The organism is Pseudomonas sp. AC355, from assembly GCF_979258205.1.
The window spans coordinates 891,234-906,010 of sequence record NZ_OZ409843.1 but is presented as its reverse complement, the minus strand read 5'-3'; the positions used below and the strand labels follow the sequence as shown (position 1 = coordinate 906,010).

At 60.2% G+C, this 14,777-nt stretch carries 17 protein-coding genes; 7 read left to right on the top strand and 10 right to left on the bottom strand.

The features are described 5' to 3' along the window. Nucleotides 1-106: 106 nt before the first annotated feature. The gene (locus ACZ0AI_RS04380; protein WP_463564727.1) at nt 107-727 is read left to right on the top strand and encodes a phosphoadenosine phosphosulfate reductase domain-containing protein; all 621 of its coding nucleotides are present in this window, start codon (nt 107-109) and stop codon (nt 725-727) included. A 57-nt stretch (nt 728-784) separates the two neighbouring features. Here the strand turns inward: ACZ0AI_RS04380 and cysB are convergent, their stop codons facing one another. The 3 genes from cysB to ACZ0AI_RS04365 all read right to left on the bottom strand — a co-directional run bounded on the left by cysB (nt 785) and on the right by ACZ0AI_RS04365 (nt 2,871). Continuing rightward, nucleotides 785-1,759 (bottom strand): HTH-type transcriptional regulator CysB, encoded by a 975-nt coding sequence (gene cysB, locus ACZ0AI_RS04375; RefSeq protein WP_463564726.1) that lies wholly within the window; start codon nt 1,757-1,759, stop codon nt 785-787. A gap of 107 nt (nt 1,760-1,866) precedes the next feature. After that, nucleotides 1,867-2,361 (bottom strand): universal stress protein, encoded by a 495-nt coding sequence (locus tag ACZ0AI_RS04370; protein ID WP_463564725.1) that lies wholly within the window; start codon nt 2,359-2,361, stop codon nt 1,867-1,869. Nucleotides 2,362-2,484: 123 nt separating this feature from the next. Further along, the gene (locus ACZ0AI_RS04365) at nt 2,485-2,871 is read right to left on the bottom strand and encodes a thioredoxin family protein (protein ID WP_463564724.1); all 387 of its coding nucleotides are present in this window, start codon (nt 2,869-2,871) and stop codon (nt 2,485-2,487) included. Nucleotides 2,872-3,368: 497 nt separating this feature from the next. Here ACZ0AI_RS04365 and ACZ0AI_RS04360 point away from each other — a divergent pair, with 497 nt between their 5' ends. Then, on the top strand, nt 3,369-4,445 hold the full coding sequence (locus tag ACZ0AI_RS04360) for a 3-deoxy-7-phosphoheptulonate synthase (RefSeq protein WP_463564723.1): 1,077 nt from the start codon (nt 3,369-3,371) through the stop codon (nt 4,443-4,445). Nucleotides 4,446-4,502: 57 nt separating this feature from the next. Here ACZ0AI_RS04360 and ACZ0AI_RS04355 read toward each other — a convergent pair whose 3' ends face one another. Continuing rightward, a complete protein-coding gene (locus ACZ0AI_RS04355; RefSeq protein WP_225832704.1) occupies nt 4,503-4,784 on the bottom strand; it encodes a GNAT family N-acetyltransferase in 282 nt (93 codons plus the stop codon). Nucleotides 4,785-5,153: 369 nt separating this feature from the next. On the opposite strand from ACZ0AI_RS04355, the gene oprI reads away from it, so the two are divergent. Next, nucleotides 5,154-5,405 carry an outer membrane lipoprotei OprI gene (gene oprI / locus ACZ0AI_RS04350; RefSeq protein ID WP_042553774.1) on the top strand — a complete coding sequence of 84 codons (252 nt, stop codon included), beginning with the start codon at nt 5,154-5,156 and terminating at the stop codon, nt 5,403-5,405. 128 nt (nt 5,406-5,533) lie between these two features. Here oprI and ACZ0AI_RS04345 read toward each other — a convergent pair whose 3' ends face one another. From ACZ0AI_RS04345 to ACZ0AI_RS04335, 3 genes are read right to left on the bottom strand one after another with little or no spacing between them, the layout of a single operon-like run. Then, nucleotides 5,534-6,490 (bottom strand): L,D-transpeptidase family protein, encoded by a 957-nt coding sequence (locus ACZ0AI_RS04345; RefSeq protein ID WP_463564722.1) that lies wholly within the window; start codon nt 6,488-6,490, stop codon nt 5,534-5,536. 59 nt (nt 6,491-6,549) lie between these two features. Then, on the bottom strand, nt 6,550-6,831 hold the full coding sequence (locus ACZ0AI_RS04340; RefSeq protein WP_463564721.1) for a hypothetical protein: 282 nt from the start codon (nt 6,829-6,831) through the stop codon (nt 6,550-6,552). Between the two features lie 58 nt (nt 6,832-6,889). After that, nucleotides 6,890-7,507, bottom strand: coding sequence for an arylesterase (locus tag ACZ0AI_RS04335; RefSeq protein ID WP_463564720.1), 618 nt, complete (start codon nt 7,505-7,507; stop codon nt 6,890-6,892). Between the two features lie 10 nt (nt 7,508-7,517). On the opposite strand from ACZ0AI_RS04335, the gene ACZ0AI_RS04330 reads away from it, so the two are divergent. The 3 genes from ACZ0AI_RS04330 to greB are packed head-to-tail and all read left to right on the top strand — an operon-like array spanning nt 7,518 to nt 11,236. Next, nucleotides 7,518-8,201, top strand: a complete 684-nt coding sequence (locus tag ACZ0AI_RS04330; protein WP_463564719.1) for an ABC transporter ATP-binding protein — start codon at nt 7,518-7,520, stop codon at nt 8,199-8,201. Then, complete coding sequence (locus tag ACZ0AI_RS04325) at nt 8,201-10,705, top strand: ABC transporter permease (protein ID WP_463566237.1); 2,505 nt, start codon at nt 8,201-8,203, stop codon at nt 10,703-10,705. Before ACZ0AI_RS04330 ends, ACZ0AI_RS04325 begins: the two co-directional genes overlap by 1 nt. Before the next feature lie 33 nt (nt 10,706-10,738). Beyond that, entirely contained in the window at nt 10,739-11,236 is a 498-nt protein-coding gene (gene greB, locus ACZ0AI_RS04320) for a transcription elongation factor GreB (RefSeq protein ID WP_463564718.1), read from the top strand. Here greB and ACZ0AI_RS04315 read toward each other — a convergent pair whose 3' ends face one another. From ACZ0AI_RS04315 to ACZ0AI_RS04305, 3 genes are all read right to left on the bottom strand, one after another. Then, the gene (locus ACZ0AI_RS04315; RefSeq protein ID WP_463564716.1) at nt 11,237-11,536 is read right to left on the bottom strand and encodes a class I SAM-dependent methyltransferase; all 300 of its coding nucleotides are present in this window, start codon (nt 11,534-11,536) and stop codon (nt 11,237-11,239) included. It lies immediately after the preceding gene. A 218-nt stretch (nt 11,537-11,754) separates the two neighbouring features. Continuing rightward, a complete protein-coding gene (locus ACZ0AI_RS04310; RefSeq protein ID WP_463564715.1) occupies nt 11,755-12,189 on the bottom strand; it encodes a DoxX family protein in 435 nt (144 codons plus the stop codon). Nucleotides 12,190-12,289: 100 nt separating this feature from the next. Further along, on the bottom strand, nt 12,290-13,681 hold the full coding sequence (locus ACZ0AI_RS04305; protein WP_463566050.1) for an MltF family protein: 1,392 nt from the start codon (nt 13,679-13,681) through the stop codon (nt 12,290-12,292). Nucleotides 13,682-13,914: 233 nt separating this feature from the next. On the opposite strand from ACZ0AI_RS04305, the gene ACZ0AI_RS04300 reads away from it, so the two are divergent. Then, nucleotides 13,915-14,751 (top strand): TatD family hydrolase, encoded by an 837-nt coding sequence (locus ACZ0AI_RS04300; RefSeq protein WP_463564714.1) that lies wholly within the window; start codon nt 13,915-13,917, stop codon nt 14,749-14,751. The last annotated feature ends 26 nt before the right edge of the window (nt 14,752-14,777 follow it).

Here is a 14,777-nt window from a genome sequence, read left to right as displayed (position 1 = left end):
GGCGGCAACTCTACAGAAGCCACAGCACTTTGACGATACGGTCAACCCCGGCTACCACGCAGATTTGCTACCATCACCCTCTCATCCACATGCCCTGGAGCCCGCAATGGATCTCGACCTGGACAGACTCAACGCCGAATTCGCCAACCAGCCAGAAAAGCTGGTCGAGTGGGCACTTGGCCTGGGTAAACCAGCGATCTGCACCACCAACTTCCGCCCGTTCGAAGCCGTCATCCTGCACATGGTCAGCCAGGCCAAGGCCGACACCCCGATCGTGTGGATGGACAGCGGCTACAACACCGAAGCCACCTACAAGTTCGCCGACGAGGTGACCAGCCAGCTCGGCCTGAATCTGATCACCTACCTGCCCAAGCGCAGCCGTGCCCATCGTGAAGCCATCGACGGCCCGACACCAGCGCTGGACGACCCGCGCCACGCCGCGTTCACCGAAGAGGTCAAGCTGGAGCCATTCGCCCGCGCTCTACGCGAAACCGCACCGGGCGTCTGGTTTACGGCGCTGCGCGCAACCGACACGGCCGTGCGCGCGCAGATGCAGCCAGTAAGCATCAACCCGGACGGCCTGATCAAGGTCGCACCGCTGCTGCACTGGTCATCCAAGGATCTGTATCAGTACCTCACCGCCCATGGCCTGCCGAACAACTTCGACTACTTCGACCCGACCAAGGGCGAAGATAACCGGGAGTGCGGCCTGCACCTGAGCCATTGATTCTTGCACCAACGAAAATGGCGCCTCATGGGCGCCATTTTCGTTTTAACGCGGCAATTAGTGCAGCGGCAGCTCTACGCCCTTGAACAGCTCTTCGAGCTCGACCTTGTTGTGACATTGCACGGTCTTGGCCAGCACATCACGAGTCAGGTGGGGGGCGAACTTCTCGATAAAGTCGCACATGAAGCCACGCAGGAAGGTGCCGCGACGGAAGCCGATCTTGGTCACGCTGGACTCGAACAGCTCGCTGGCATCGAGCACGACCAGATCCGGATCCAAGTTTGGATCGATGGCCATCTTGGCCACGATGCCCACACCGAGGCCAAGGCGCACGTACGTCTTTATCACATCGGCATCGGCTGCGGTAAACACTACCTTGGGGGTAAGACCGCGGTGGCTGAACGCTTCATCGAGCTTGGAGCGACCGGTAAAGCCGAAGGTATAAGTAACGATCTCATGCTCGGCCAGAGCTTCCAGGGTCAACTTGGGCAGCTTCGCCAACGGATGCCCCTGAGGCACGATCACGCAGCGATTCCAGCGGTAGCAAGGCATCATCACCAAGTCGTTGAACAGCTCGAGACCTTCGGTAGCGATGGCGAAATCGACGGTGCCGTCGGCGGCCATTTCGGCAATCTGCGTCGGCGTGCCCTGGTGCATGTGCAGCGCCACATCCGGATACTGCTTGATGAAGCTGCTAATTACCGGCGGCAAGGCGTAGCGTGCCTGAGTGTGGGTAGTAGCGATGGACAGCGTGCCTTTCTTCTCGTTGGAGAACTCCTGGGCGATCTGCTTAATGCTTTCGACCTTGCGCAGAATCTCACCGGCCGTGGTGATGATCCGCTCACCCGCTGGCGTCACGCGCGTCAGGTGTTTACCGCTGCGGGCGAACACTTCCACACCTAATTCGTCCTCGAGCAAGCGGATCTGTTTGCTGATTCCAGGCTGTGAGGTATAGAGGCTCTGCGCCGTGGCTGAGACATTGAGGTCATGGTGCGCGACTTCCCAGATGTAGCGCAGTTGCTGAAGCTTCATATAAATCCCTCAAAGCGGATAGGCAGCCTGATCGTCATTTCGATATATAACCATATTAATGGTTCAGATAGTGAATATAGATTTTTTACCTAGGTTCACACTGATCATTAATGACGAGAACGGTGCTGCAGCATGGGCACCAAGTAGACGGGCACCTCGGATAGCTGCAGCAACCTCGACGCCGTTCTCCCCATCGGAACCTCTAATGCTGCGCCATGGCTGTGGCTGCCTACGACCAGCAAATCCACACCAAGCTTCTGCGCCTCTTCGAGAATGGTCAGCGGCGGATCGCCCCTCAGCACCTGTACGGAGCCGATAAGATCAAGGTCGTCACGGTTTTCCCCCAACTCGTCGCGAAAACCTTCGAGTACCCGCAGCTCGATGCTGTTCATCACAGTGTCCAGCCCCGTGCTACGTAGCTCCTTGAGCCGCGCCTCATCTACATAGGTCTGCAATACCGATTCGGCGAACAGCCCCATCGGCTCCACGACATGCACCACATAAAGCCGTGCATTGAAGCTTCGCGCCAGCGCAAGCGCGTGCTGCAGGACATAAGGTGCATAAAGGCCGAGATCGGTTGCATAGAGAATCGAACGAATCATGCGGCCTCCTCGACTGCCGACACGGCCAAGCCTCGCTTGAGCTTAGCAGCAGCTACCATAAGTGAGCGGCCAAGCGTTCATTCAGGACGCATTGCTATATAAGGCTCGTGCCAGGCAGCAGGCTCAAGGCAGCTCTTGAGGCTCTCGGCCAAGTACCTCGCCAATAACCTTTCCAAGCTCGGCACCTTCAAGCCGGCTTTGCAATGCGCCATGGAAGTGCCCATCCCGTACCAGAAACAGCGTAGGCAGGTGAAAAACCTCATAGCGTTGAACAAGGCCACCATTGGCGCCGGCGTCAATCCATGCCAGCCGCTCGATGGGTAGCGATAGTCTGGGTAATAGCTCACGTGCATAGCGGCAAGTGGTGCAACCCTGGCTGGTGAAGATGATCAAGGAGATGCCTGGCAGGCTCAGCAGTTGCTGATCGGCATCAAAATCGGTCAGTTCCAGCTCGCTCGCTTTACTCGCCGAGGCACTATCAATGTGAGGGGAATTGGAGGGATTTGTCATGCGTCAGCTTCTTCGTCATAGCAATGATCTATCGGGGGAATTACAGCTAACCAGCCAAAATCGCAACCTCTGGCAAAATCTCGACAACATCGCACTCGTGGCGCGGCACGCGACTATACGCGCCCACTCATTCAAGGCAGCGCCGTCGAGCTGCATCTTCTTACCCGAGCCGAAGAGTATTCTATTCCAGCCTCGCCAACGGCTGTACGACAGCGGTTGCGCCTATCTATGCTCGAGCAGCTCTGCCACAGATTACAAACTTGCAACCATCGCGAACGCCAAACCAGTGCGTGACCTCCTGGTGGCATCGCCATCCAGAGTGACAGGAGCAGCGCATGACAGGTTTAGCGCCTTCACACCCTAAATATCATTGTCTAGCCGGGCGCTAACGCGCTAAGGTTCGGCTTCCCCGCTGTGCCCATACCGCTGTGCCCGCTGCACGGGGATCGCTGGCGGCCGGCTTCCGTGACCTGATGACGCAATTGATGAAAAGCACGATGGCTGATTTACCGATTAACGACCTTAACGTCGCCTCCAACGAGACCCTGATCACCCCAGAGCAGATCAAGCTGGAGATTCCGCTGACCGAAAGCGCCCAGCGCACGGTTTCTGCCGGCCGCCAAGTGGTGCGTGACATCCTCGACGGTAAGGATCACCGCTTGTTCGTGGTTGTTGGCCCCTGCTCTATCCACGATATCAAAGCGGCTCACGAATACGCAGAGCGCCTGAAAGTGCTGGCAGAAGAAGTATCTGACACGCTCTATCTGGTGATGCGTGTGTACTTCGAAAAACCGCGCACCACCGTCGGCTGGAAAGGCCTGATCAACGACCCGTATCTCGATGACTCGTTCAAGATCCAGGACGGTCTGCATATCGGCCGCAAGCTGCTGCTTGATCTCGCGGAAATGGGTCTGCCCACCGCCACCGAAGCGCTGGATCCCATCTCGCCGCAGTACCTGCAGGATCTGATCAGTTGGTCCGCCATTGGCGCGCGCACCACCGAATCCCAGACACACCGCGAAATGGCTTCTGGGCTTTCGTCGGCTGTTGGCTTCAAGAACGGTACAGACGGTGGCCTGACTGTCGCCATCAACGCCTTGCAATCTGTTTCCAGCCCGCACCGTTTTCTGGGCATCAACCAGCAAGGCGGCGTATCCATCGTCACCACCACGGGCAATGCCTACGGTCACGTAGTGCTACGTGGCGGCAACGGCAAGCCGAACTACGATTCTGTGAGCGTGGCTATCTGCGAACAGGAACTGAAGAAGGCCAACATCAAACCGAACGTCATGGTCGATTGCAGCCACGCCAACTCCAACAAGGATCCAGGCTTGCAGCCATTGGTGATGGAAAACGTCGCCAATCAGATCCTCGAAGGTAACCAGTCGATCGTCGGCCTGATGGTCGAAAGCCACCTTGGCTGGGGCAGCCAGTCGATACCGAAAGACCTGCAGCAGCTCAAGTACGGCGTGTCGATCACCGATGCCTGTATCGACTGGGAGAGCACCGAGAAGACCCTGCGTAGCATGCACGTCAAACTCAAGGACGTACTGCCCAAGCGCCAGCGCGGTTAAGCCGACAGCAATGAAAACGCCGGGCATCTGCCCGGCGTTTTTGTTTGCACCACGGCCTCAGCTCTGCTCGGCAGAGCCCTCACGACGCTCCATGTAACGCTCCACATAGGAGCAGGAAGGAATCACCGTGTAACCCATGCGCTCAGCGTAATCGAGTGCGGTCTCGGTAAGGGCCGCGGCGATACCGCGACCACGCAGCGAATTGGGTACGAAAGTCCGATAGATATCCAGCGTTTGCTTACCCAGATCCATGTAGGACAGATATGCGCGATCACCATCCACTGTGGTCTCGAACTGGTGACCGGCAAGGTCATGGTGAATGGACAGTGACTCGCTCATTACTACTCCTCTCAATTAGGCCGGACGTCGATACCCTGCCATTGTGGCCCGCGTACATCCGGTAACAATAGGATATAAAGCCATTCTAGATGGTAAAGGGCAAGGCAAAATCCGCGGCGCCCGGAATCGGCAGAGTCCTTGTCCAGTTACCCTGATCTTTCGACTGCTTTTCGCCTCAGCGCACTGCTCAATAAACAACCAAAATCACCCTCGGTTTATTATCAGCAGAACGCTGAATATGAAAAAAAACAGCACCCTTGCTTTCCATGCGTTTACTTACTAAAAGTTACAGGTAGTATGTACGCCGGTCATTTTCCGGGTTCGGAATGTGCCTTCAACAAGCAAAAAACTTACCCCAAGGGGAACACGATGAACAACGTTCTGAAATTCTCTGCTCTGGCTCTGGCCGCAGTTCTGGCTACCGGTTGCAGCAGCGTTACCAAAGAAACCGAAGCTCGCCTGACTGCAACTGAAGACGCAGCAGCTCGCTCCCAAGCCCGCGCTGACGAAGCCTACCGCAAGGCTGACGAAGCACTGGCTGCCGCTCAGAAGGCTCAGCAAACTGCTGACGAAGCCAACGAGCGTGCTCTGCGTATGCTGGAAAAAGCCAGCCGCAAGTAATAGCCCTTGGGCTAATAAAAAGCCGACCCCTGGGGTCGGCTTTTTATTGGCCGGCGTATTTAAAGCGTATGTGCAAACAATAAAAACCACTGTTCGATGACAGTGGTCTTGAATGGCTGCAGTCACACTCAGAACGCAGGCGATTGCGCCTGAATCACCCCATCCCGAGGCGTCGCGATCTCGATCGGCAGACCGTCTTGCGACGCTACGACCTCGCGTACTACATCCCAGTCCAGATTCTGCGCATTCAGGTCGCTACGCTTGATCAGTGCATTGACCACTGCGGCATGCTGATCACCAACCGGTGAGCCTTCTTCCTCGCCGAGTGGCGCATGGGCCTCAAGGTAGACCTTGCCATTGCTCACACCAAACTTGTAAGGCTCGTTGATGATGCGCACTGGTGTACCGACGGGCACCATATCGGCCAGCTCGAGCACATTGTTGTTGAGCATGCGAAAACAACCATGGCTCACGCGCATGCCGATACCGAATTTTTTATTCGAGCCGTGGATCAGGTAACCCGGCACCGAAAGTGCCATTTTGTAAGGCCCCAACGGATTGTCCGGGCCTGGCGGCACGTAACTTGGCAGCGGGTCACCATCAGCAGCGTGCTCGTCGCGGATCGATTGCGGTGGGTACCAGCCCGGATTCGGCGTTTTTGCAGTGATACGCGCATCGGCAACCGGCGAACTCCAACCTTCACGACCGATACCCAGCGGGTAGGTGTGGACGACGTTCTGACCTTTCGGAAAGTAGTAAAGACGGTATTCGGCCAAATTGATGACGATGCCCTCTCGAGGGCCTGCCGGCAGAATGAAACGTGTTGGCAGAACAATATCAGTACCCTCGCCTGGCAGCCAGGCATCCACGCCCGGATTGGCGGCAACCATCTCTAGGTAGCCCAGATCATTGGCAGTACCCAGATCAGCGAAGGTGTCTTCATAACGCGCTTTTATCACCTGAATTTCACCCACCACATCTTCACCGGGCGGCGGCAGCGGCAACTCCATCGCGACAGCAGAACCTGCCAGACAGAAAGCACTCAACGACAGACAGCGGGCGAGAGCTGAAACGCGCGGCGACATGCAGGAAACCCTTGAGGTGGAGGTGATAGTGAGAGGTGAAGTGTATACCGCCGCCAGGCTCAGCGTCCCGGCCAGGCTGGGCGATCTCCGCGCCGCTGAGCCTCGAGCGTAGCCAGGCAGGCTGAACACAGACGCCGATCATGCAACATGGGGCGCTCCAGATCACGCCACAGCGGCTGCGCCGGCAGCAAGCCACCACACAGCGTGCGGTCGGCATAGCCACCGAGTTCCAACTGACGAGCGACCAGGTGCACCCGCGCCTCACGGCAGGCGAACAGGTCGAGCTGTTCGTCGGGCTCGATCAGTTGATAGGCGTACAGAGACCAGACGGGTCGCAGCATTGAGGGCTCCAGGGCGGGGGCGCCACATTAGCCGAAACTCCGTCAGTGGAAAAGCCCGTCAGAGCAACGGTTTCAGGGTTGGCCAGACATTCTCCAGCAGCAGCGGCTGTGCCTCCACGGCGGGATGCACGCCATCGTCCTGCATCAGCGTGTCGACACCGCCCACCCCCTCAAGAAGGAACGGCACCAGCGGGACATTCTTATCTCCCGCCAAGTCGTCATAGACCTTGGCGAAGGCGGTGGTATAGCGCTCCCCGTAATTGGGTGGAATGCGCATACCCAGCAACAGCACCTTGGCACCGGTTTCGCGGGAAGCATCGATCATCGACGCAAGATTCTGTTGCAATTGGCTGGGTGGCAGACCGCGCAGGCCATCATTGCCACCCAGCTCCACGATCACCAGGTTCGGTTTGTGCTCTGCAAGCAGCGCCGGCAGCCGCGCGGCACCGCCTGCACTGGTGTCGCCGCTGATCGAGGCATTCACCAGCCGATGCTCTAAACCCTCGCTTTTCAGGCGCTCATCGAGCAGATGAACCCAGCCCTGCCGGGTATCCATGCCAAAAGCCGCACTGATACTATCGCCGACGACCAGTACGGTTCCCGCCTGCGCCATCTGTACCGCAATCTGTCCCAACAGCAGCAGGCCGAGAACGGCCCCTTTCCATATCGCACGCATCGGATACCTCATGAGCTCAAGCATTCTGTCTGCGCGGAACCTTAACAAAGTGGTTTCCAGCGCGGAAGGCGAGTTGACCATCCTGCACGACCTTTCACTGGAATTGGAAAAAGGTGGCAGTCTGGCCATCGTCGGTAGCTCGGGATCTGGCAAATCCACCCTTCTCGGCCTGCTGGCCGGGCTCGACCTGCCAAGCAGCGGGCGCATTCTGCTGGCCGACAACGATCTGGGTAGCTTGGGCGAAGACGAACGCGCCCGTGTGCGTGCTGAGCACGTCGGCTTCGTGTTCCAGTCCTTCCAGTTGCTCGACAGCCTCAACGCCTTGGAAAACGTCATGCTGCCGCTGGAGCTCGAAGGCCGAAGCGATGCCCGGCAGCGCGCCACTGAGCTGCTCGAGCGTGTTGGTCTAGGTGCACGGCTGACCCACACCCCGCGCCAGCTCTCCGGTGGCGAGCAGCAGCGAGTCGCTATCGCCCGTGCCTTTGCCGCCGAGCCGGATGTACTGTTCGCCGATGAGCCCACCGGTAACCTCGACAGCCACACCGGCGAGCGGATCAGCGACCTGCTGTTCGAGCTGAATCAAGAGCGCGGCGCCACCTTGGTTCTGGTTACCCACGATGAACGCCTGGCGGCCCGCTGCCAACGCCTGATCCGCCTGGAGGGTGGCCACCTCGTGGCACCGGTGAACGCCTGATGAAATCCCTGTCCTTCTTCAGCCTGCTATCCCTTGCAGGCCGCCAACTGCTGCGCGATGCCCGTGCCGGCGAGTTGCGCGTGCTGTTCTTCGCCTTGCTGATCGCAGTAGCCTCCAGTACCGCCATCGGCTACTTCGGCGCCCGCTTGAATGAAGGCATGACCTTGCGTGCGACCGAGTTCCTCGGTGCCGACCTGATTCTGCGCGGCAGCGCGCCGGCATCTGCCGAACAGATCGAGGCAGGCACTTCGCGGGGGCTGGAACACGCCCAGGTCGTCGAGTTTTCCAGCGTGATCGCCAGCGACGAAGGCATCCAGCTGGCCAGCGTCAAAGCGGCCGGCAACGGCTACCCCCTGCGCGGCGAACTGAAGAGCGCTGCCGAGCCCTATGCCGAGGAAGCGGTCAGCCAAGGCCCTCAACCTGGCGAAGTCTGGGCCGAGGCGCGATTGCTGGCTGCCCTGAACCTGAAAGCCGGGGACGACATCGAGGTCGGCGCCAAGACCCTGCGCCTGACGCGCGTACTCACCTACCTGCCGGACGAAGCTGGCGACTTCTACAGCCTGACGCCCCATGTGCTAATGCACCTGGATGATCTGCCCGCCACTCGCGTGGTGCAGCCAGGCAGCCGGGTACGCTACATCGAACAATGGAATGGCCCGAGCGACGCCCTGGCCAGTTATCGCCAGGCCCTCGAACCAGACCTGGCCGCCCACCAGCGCTTCGATGATGCCCGGGATGGCAGCCGCAGCGTCGGCGGTGCCCTCGATCGTGCCGAGCGCTACCTGAATCTTGCCAGTCTGGCAGCCGTGTTGCTCGCCGGGGTCGCGGTGGCGCTGTCCGCCGCACGCTTCGCTAGCCGCCGCTTCGACGCCAGCGCACTGCTGCGCTGCCTGGGCCTGTCACGCCGCCAGGCTCTTGGCCTGTTCAGTCTGCAGCTGGCAATTCTCGGCCTGGTTGCCAGCATCAGCGGCGCCCTACTCGGCTGGCTCGCCCAGCACTTGCTGTTCCAGTTGCTACAGGGTTTGCTGCCGGCGCAGATTCCGCCGGGCGGCTTATGGCCAGCGCTGGCGGGTATCGCCACGGGCCTGGTGGCACTGGCGGGCTTCGCCCTGCCGCCATTGGCCGCTCTTGGTCGCGTGCCGCCCCTGCGCGTGCTACGCCGCGACATGCTACCGGTGCCGGCCAGCTCCTGGCTGGTGTACGGCACCGCCCTGCTCGCCTTGGGGCTGATCATGTGGCGTCTGAGCCTGGATTTGCCATTGACCCTGGCACTGCTCGGTGGCGGCCTGGTCACTGCGCTACTGCTCGGCGGTCTGTTGCTACTCGGCTTGCAGAGCCTGCGCCGCCTGCTGGCTCGTGCCTCGCTGCCATGGCGCCTGGGGCTCGGCCAGCTGCTGCGCCGCCCTCTGGCCGCCGCCGGGCAATCCCTGGCCTTCGGCCTGATCCTGCTGGCCATGGCACTGATCGCGCTGCTGCGCGGCGAACTGCTGGACACTTGGCAGGATCAATTGCCCGCCGACGCACCCAACCATTTCGCCCTCAACGTACTGCCTGCCGAACGGGACGCGTTCGCCGCACGCCTGGAGCAGCTGTCCCCCCACCCGGCACCACTCTACCCGGTCGTGCCGGGCCGGCTGGTGATGGTCAACGGTGATCCGGTTCGTCAGTACGTCAGCAAGGACTCCCGTGGCGAGCGTGCGGTACGCCGCGACCTCAGCCTGACCTGGGGTGCCGACCTGCCGGAGGGCAATACCCTCACCGCAGGTCAGTGGTGGACAGGCGAAAAGAGCCAGGAACTACCCGGTGTATCGGTGGAAGACGAGCTGGCGGAAAGCTTGCAGATCAAGCTGGGCGACCGGCTGACGTTCACCGTGGGTGGCGTCAACCGCGATGCGGTGGTGACTAGCCTGCGCGAAGTCGACTGGAACAACTTCCAGCCCAACTTCTTCATGATCTTCGAGCCTGGCACCCTGCAGGATCTGCCAGTCACCTACCTAACCAGCTTCTACCTGCCGCCACAGCAGGAGCGGCAGTTGGTCGAACTGTCGCGGGCGTTCCCGTCGGTCACCCTGCTACAGGTCGAGGCGCTGCTCAATCAACTGCGCAGCATCCTCGCCCAGGTCACCATCGCCATCGAGTTCGTCCTGCTGTTCGTCCTCGCCGCCGGCCTGGCCGTACTGTTCGCCGGGCTGCAATCGACGCTGGACGAACGTATTCATCAGGGCGCCCTGTTACGCGCGCTGGGTGCCGAACGCAAGCTGCTGATTAAGGCACGGCGTGCCGAATTCGGTCTGCTCGGTGCGGCGAGTGGTTTGCTGGCGGCACTTGGCTGCGAATTGGTCAGCTTCCTGCTTTACCGCTACGCCTTCCAGATGAGCTGGCAGCCGCACCCGTGGCTGCTGTTGCTGCCTCTGATCGGCGCCTTACTGGTCGCAACTGCTGGCGTACTGGGCACGCGGCGCTCGCTGGATGCCAGCCCTCTCACCGTTCTGCGCGAGGGTTGATAGACTGCGCCCCCGTCACAGACTGAGCCGAGCATGAGTCGATACCGTCCGCCCCGCACTGCCGGAACGCCCCTCATCACCCCCGAAGGTGAGGCGCGTCTGCGTGCTGAACTGCACGAGCTCTGGCACGTACGCCGTCCGGAGGTCACGCGCTCGGTCAGCGAGGCAGCGGCCCAGGGTGACCGCTCTGAGAACGCGGAATACACCTATGGCAAGAAAATGCTACGGGAAATCGACAGCCGCGTACGGTTCCTTACCAAGCGCCTGGAAAGCCTCAAGGTGGTCGATACGCATCCGAGTGATCCCGACAAGGTCTACTTCGGCGCCTGGGTGACCCTGGAAGATGAGGATGGCAACGCCTCGCGCTACCGCATCGTCGGCCCGGACGAACTCGACCTGAAGCTCAATCTGATCAGTATCGACTCACCACTGGCCCGGGCGTTGATAGGCAAAGGGCTGGACGCAGAAGTGCGTGTAGAAACGCCGACCGGCGACAAGTACTGGTACGTCATCGCCATCGACTATCCGTAATCAACGCAGGGTGATCAGTCCCTGGCGGGCGATACGCGTCAGTTGGCCGAGCGCTTCGCTACTGGGGCGCTGCAGCACCGCAAAGTCGAAGCTGTCATCGGCAAAGCGTTGCAGCGACTCGCCGTGTTCGGCGAACTGCACGAGAAAGGCGCGACGCCCCTGACGGCGACTGGGCCAGCCATCGAGGTAACGCAGCAGGGTCGGCTGGTGGGTGCCACCGAGCAGAATGCGCGGGTTGCGCCGGATCAAACCGGAAGTGATGGGAACGATACGAATCTGTGTGGCCTGGGAGCAGGTCATGGGTGTTTGTCTCCGCCTCGAAAATCCCGCTGGGCAGCGGTGAGAGGCAACACCGAACCAGCGCTTTAGCGGAATTTCGAGACTCGTTGAAGAATCCCTGAGGCGCCCCGCAAGTAGCTGTTTAAATCGGCGCAGGCGGCAATCCTAGAGAGTTGCAGATCGCCCTGTCAATAACCAAGAAAGCCCGCATCAGCGGGCCTTGCAGAGACGCGTGTCGCTTAACCGGCGATGCGCTTGTCAACAGACAGACGACCCGCGCCTTCGATCAGCAGTGCCAGGGTGGCGGCCATCAGCGCCAGGGCGAATTCATAGCCATTGTCGCTCATGAAGAAACCGTTACCGATGTGCACGGAGAAAATGGCCACCAACAGGGTGAAGGTCAGCACCGCCGCAGCCGGACGAACCAACAAACCAACAATCAGCGCCAGGCCACCGAAGAACTCGGCACTACCGGCCATCAACGCCATCAGGTAGCCGGGTGCCAGACCGATGCTTTCCATCCACTGCGCCACACCCGCCAGGCCATAACCACCGAACCAGCCGAACAGTTTCTGCGCGCCATGGGCCACGAAAATGATACCGACCAGTACCCGCAGGATGGTCAGGCCATAGCCTGCGCGGGTGGCTGCCAGGGATTTGATGAGTGCGTTCATGGGGCGATTCCTTTGCTGTGTGAGTGAGATGGCGCCATATTAATTTAATTATCAAATATGAAAACCGAATAAAACCGCTAAAACAAATCGAATAGATCGATTATTTACGCATGCTCACTGCCTGCTTTGCAGCAGGCTCCAGGGAATAGCGCTCCCGCGCATAGGCCAGGTAGTACTTGTTCACCGCATTGACGTAACTGACCACACCCATGCCCAGCTCTTCCATGGCGACGCGCTCCACTTGGAAAAACCACTGATCCGGATTCAAGCCACGTCGCCGCGCCTCTGCGCGCAGCCTCTGCACTCGCTGTGGGCCGAGATTGTAGCCGGCCAACACAAACGCCATACGCTCTCGCTCGTTCAGCCTAGGACTATTAAAGAAGCTACGGCGGATCTTGGCCAGGTACTTGGCGCTGGCCTGCACGTTGTTCTCCACCCGCGTGATATCGCTGACACCGACGCTGCGCGCCGCCGCTGGCGTAATCTGCATCAATCCGGTAGCGCCACTGCTGCCCCGCGCACCGGGATTCAGGGTTGACTCCTTGAATGCCAGCGCAGCCAGCGCCAGCCAGTCGAAATCATGCTGCTCGGCGTAGCGCTGCAAGACCGGACGCACGCGCTCCAGCCGCTGCCGCTCGGTGCGCCCCATGGGCGAATGCACTTTGTAGAGACGCCGATAGACACGCTGAAAGGCAGCATCCTGATCATCGGGTACCCGGTAACCTTCAAGGAAGCGATCGACACTGGCACTGAGCATCGGCGCGTCGCGGCGCATGTACCAGCGCATATCGCCCTGATCATCGAGCACCAGATGGCGATCGACGCGCAACTTGGGCATAACCTTTGCCCAGCGCTCGGCAATGTGCAGCTCCACGGCAGTGAAGTCGAAGATACCGGCCTGAACCATCTCCAGCACGTCCTCGACGGCGAGAGTCGGATCCACCCACTCGACCACGATAGGCGGCAGCTTGCGCTCCTGGAGTTTCAGGTTGATACCGTGCAGGGCGTCTTTGGCAATGCTGCCCACTGGCAGCGACAGGCTGCGTCCAGCCAATTGCTCGAGACGCTGATAGCGCCGATTGCCCTGCCGCGCGACGATCACCACCGGCACATCACGGCGAATCGCTTCGCTGGCGATGATGCTCGTACCGCCCTTGCTGCTAAGCAACTCACCGGGTGCCACCAGGTCGCCCTCGCCGCGCTGCAGCGCGGCTAGCAATTGATCCTTGGCTTTGGGAATCATCTTCAGATGCAGGCTGCGCCCATCCCGCGCGTTGCGGTTGAGGTACTGCTCCAGGGCACGCAGGCGCTGATATTCGACGCCAATGCTCTGCCCTTTGACCTCACCCGAACTGTTGCGGCTCTGGTTGACCAGTACGCGCAGCTCGCCACTCTTGCGAATGCTGGGCAAATCACGAACTGCCGCTGGCTGGGTCACTTCCACCGGGCCAGCAATACGCGCCACTGCCGAAAGCGGCAGCGAGAGCAACATGCATAGCACGAGAAAGACACGCAATATCGACGCTCCGGAGGCGGAAAACCGGCCGACTGCCAGTGGCGGTCAGCCGAAAGCTGGGCGCGGAGAGTCGCACAGCCGGGGTTCTGACGCCAATAATTGTTGATTTTACATTACAAAGAACTCACAACCCTTTGTAATCAATAGCTTTTTAGATGACATGAAAAGCTCTGTTATGCTGCGGCCCTCAAGTTCCACAGGGTCACACCATGCAACTCATCGACATCGGCGTCAATCTGACCCACGCAAGCTTCAATGATCAGCGCCAGGCACTGCTCGAAAGATCCTTCAACGCGGGCGTCTGCCAGTTGGTGCTGACCGGCACCAGTCTGGAGGAAAGCGAGCATGCGCTGAATCTTTGCCGACAGCTGGATGAAAGTGGTGACCGCCTGTTCAGCACTGCTGGCCTACACCCTCACAACGCCAAGGACTGGAGCAGCGACCATGCGCGAAGCCTGGGCGCCCTGCTGGCCGAGCCTCAGGTACGCGCCGTGGGGGAATGCGGTCTGGACTTCAACCGGGACTTCTCGCCACGCCCGCAGCAAGAGAAGGCGCTGGAAGAACAGCTCAGCCTGGCGGTGGAGCTGCAGATGCCGGTGTTCCTGCACGAGCGCGATGCTCATCCACGCTTCGTGCAGATCCTGCGTGATTACCGTGATCGCTTGCCGGCGGCGGTCGTGCACTGCTTCACCGGCGAGCAGCGCGCGCTGTTCGATTACCTGGACCTGGATCTGCACATCGGCATCACGGGCTGGATCTGCGACGAGCGTCGTGGTGCCCACCTGCATCCGCTGGTCAGAGAGATTCCCGTTGGCCGCCTGATGCTGGAAAGCGACGCCCCTTACCTGCTCCCTCGCAGCCTCAGACCCAAACCGAAAAACGGACGTAACGAGCCCGCCTACCTGAGTGAGGTACTGCGCGAGGTGGCCCTGCATCGCCAGGAATCCGAGGCCGAGGTTGCACGACACACCACCGCCTGTGCCCGTGCCTTTTTTGCGCTGCCGTCGATCGTCGAGCGGGCTGACGACGAAGAAATGGATGACTAGGGGCGACCACCTCCGTTGATCCGGGT

Coding starts and splice junctions, on each gene's coding strand:
- ACZ0AI_RS04310 (WP_463564715.1), bottom strand. CDS start 12,189: ATGAACGCACTCATCAAATCCCTGGCAGCCACCCGCGCAGGCTATGGC.
- ACZ0AI_RS04345 (WP_463564722.1), bottom strand. CDS start 6,490: ATGTCGCCGCGCGTTTCAGCTCTCGCCCGCTGTCTGTCGTTGAGTGCT.
- ACZ0AI_RS04380 (WP_463564727.1), top strand. CDS start 107: ATGGATCTCGACCTGGACAGACTCAACGCCGAATTCGCCAACCAGCCA.
- ACZ0AI_RS04330 (WP_463564719.1), top strand. CDS start 7,518: ATGAGCTCAAGCATTCTGTCTGCGCGGAACCTTAACAAAGTGGTTTCC.
- ACZ0AI_RS04335 (WP_463564720.1), bottom strand. CDS start 7,507: ATGCGTGCGATATGGAAAGGGGCCGTTCTCGGCCTGCTGCTGTTGGGA.
- ACZ0AI_RS04360 (WP_463564723.1), top strand. CDS start 3,369: ATGGCTGATTTACCGATTAACGACCTTAACGTCGCCTCCAACGAGACC.
- greB (WP_463564718.1), top strand. CDS start 10,739: ATGAGTCGATACCGTCCGCCCCGCACTGCCGGAACGCCCCTCATCACC.
- ACZ0AI_RS04300 (WP_463564714.1), top strand. CDS start 13,915: ATGCAACTCATCGACATCGGCGTCAATCTGACCCACGCAAGCTTCAAT.
- ACZ0AI_RS04355 (WP_225832704.1), bottom strand. CDS start 4,784: ATGAGCGAGTCACTGTCCATTCACCATGACCTTGCCGGTCACCAGTTC.
- ACZ0AI_RS04305 (WP_463566050.1), bottom strand. CDS start 13,681: ATGTTGCTCTCGCTGCCGCTTTCGGCAGTGGCGCGTATTGCTGGCCCG.
- oprI (WP_042553774.1), top strand. CDS start 5,154: ATGAACAACGTTCTGAAATTCTCTGCTCTGGCTCTGGCCGCAGTTCTG.
- ACZ0AI_RS04370 (WP_463564725.1), bottom strand. CDS start 2,361: ATGATTCGTTCGATTCTCTATGCAACCGATCTCGGCCTTTATGCACCT.
- ACZ0AI_RS04315 (WP_463564716.1), bottom strand. CDS start 11,536: ATGACCTGCTCCCAGGCCACACAGATTCGTATCGTTCCCATCACTTCC.
- cysB (WP_463564726.1), bottom strand. CDS start 1,759: ATGAAGCTTCAGCAACTGCGCTACATCTGGGAAGTCGCGCACCATGAC.
- ACZ0AI_RS04365 (WP_463564724.1), bottom strand. CDS start 2,871: ATGACAAATCCCTCCAATTCCCCTCACATTGATAGTGCCTCGGCGAGT.
- ACZ0AI_RS04340 (WP_463564721.1), bottom strand. CDS start 6,831: ATGCTGCGACCCGTCTGGTCTCTGTACGCCTATCAACTGATCGAGCCC.
- ACZ0AI_RS04325 (WP_463566237.1), top strand. CDS start 8,201: ATGAAATCCCTGTCCTTCTTCAGCCTGCTATCCCTTGCAGGCCGCCAA.